At 50.7% G+C, this 1,882-nt stretch carries 1 rRNA gene; it reads left to right on the forward strand.

Annotation, left to right across the window (positions count from 1 at the left end):
* Window positions 1-211 precede the first annotated feature (211 nt).
* A 16S ribosomal RNA gene (locus CP368_RS09780) occupies window positions 212-1,775 on the forward strand.
* The last annotated feature ends 107 nt before the right edge of the window (window positions 1,776-1,882 follow it).

Consider the following 1,882-nt stretch of genomic DNA (forward strand, 5'->3'; position numbering starts at 1 on the left):
AAAAAAGTTCTTGACAAAGGATTTGAGATTTGATAAAATATAAAAGCCGTCTGGTTCAACCAGACGGAGGTAGTACTTTGAAAACTGAACAAAGTTTCGCTAAAAGTGTGCGGGTGTAAAACCCAAACAAGAAGCGAAGTCAATTCGCAAGCAATAAATTTGAGACAAAGATCTTAAATAATCGAATGAGCAATCATTCAAACTTAAATTTCAAAATGAGAGTTTGATCCTGGCTCAGGACGAACGCTGGCGGCGTGCCTAATACATGCAAGTCGAGCGAGCAGAACCAGCAGATTTACTTCGGTAATGACGCTGGGGACGCGAGCGGCGGATGGGTGAGTAACACGTGGGGAACCTGCCCCATAGTCTGGGATACCACTTGGAAACAGGTGCTAATACCGGATAAGAAAGCAGATCGCATGATCAGCTTATAAAAGGCGGCGTAAGCTGTCGCTATGGGATGGCCCCGCGGTGCATTAGCTAGTTGGTAAGGTAACGGCTTACCAAGGCGATGATGCATAGCCGAGTTGAGAGACTGATCGGCCACATTGGGACTGAGACACGGCCCAAACTCCTACGGGAGGCAGCAGTAGGGAATCTTCCACAATGGACGCAAGTCTGATGGAGCAACGCCGCGTGAGTGAAGAAGGTTTTCGGATCGTAAAGCTCTGTTGTTGGTGAAGAAGGATAGAGGTAGTAACTGGCCTTTATTTGACGGTAATCAACCAGAAAGTCACGGCTAACTACGTGCCAGCAGCCGCGGTAATACGTAGGTGGCAAGCGTTGTCCGGATTTATTGGGCGTAAAGCGAGCGCAGGCGGAAAAATAAGTCTGATGTGAAAGCCCTCGGCTTAACCGAGGAACTGCATCGGAAACTGTTTTTCTTGAGTGCAGAAGAGGAGAGTGGAACTCCATGTGTAGCGGTGGAATGCGTAGATATATGGAAGAACACCAGTGGCGAAGGCGGCTCTCTGGTCTGCAACTGACGCTGAGGCTCGAAAGCATGGGTAGCGAACAGGATTAGATACCCTGGTAGTCCATGCCGTAAACGATGAGTGCTAAGTGTTGGGAGGTTTCCGCCTCTCAGTGCTGCAGCTAACGCATTAAGCACTCCGCCTGGGGAGTACGACCGCAAGGTTGAAACTCAAAGGAATTGACGGGGGCCCGCACAAGCGGTGGAGCATGTGGTTTAATTCGACGCAACGCGAAGAACCTTACCAGGTCTTGACATCTAGTGCCATCCTAAGAGATTAGGAGTTCCCTTCGGGGACGCTAAGACAGGTGGTGCATGGCTGTCGTCAGCTCGTGTCGTGAGATGTTGGGTTAAGTCCCGCAACGAGCGCAACCCTTGTTATTAGTTGCCAGCATTAAGTTGGGCACTCTAATGAGACTGCCGGTGACAAACCGGAGGAAGGTGGGGATGACGTCAAGTCATCATGCCCCTTATGACCTGGGCTACACACGTGCTACAATGGGCAGTACAACGAGAAGCGAGCCTGCGAAGGCAAGCGAATCTCTGAAAGCTGTTCTCAGTTCGGACTGCAGTCTGCAACTCGACTGCACGAAGCTGGAATCGCTAGTAATCGCGGATCAGCACGCCGCGGTGAATACGTTCCCGGGCCTTGTACACACCGCCCGTCACACCATGGAAGTCTGCAATGCCCAAAGCCGGTGGCCTAACCTTCGGGAAGGAGCCGTCTAAGGCAGGGCAGATGACTGGGGTGAAGTCGTAACAAGGTAGCCGTAGGAGAACCTGCGGCTGGATCACCTCCTTTCTAAGGAAGCGAGAGTGATGGAGAGTAGAGATACTAAGAGAAGTCACTTAAGCAAGCGGAAGCACACTGAGAAACTTTGTTTAGTTTTGAGGGTAGTACCTCAAAGA

This window comes from Lactobacillus sp. UMNPBX17 (genome assembly GCF_002553735.1).
Classification (GTDB): domain Bacteria; phylum Bacillota; class Bacilli; order Lactobacillales; family Lactobacillaceae; genus Lactobacillus; species Lactobacillus gallinarum.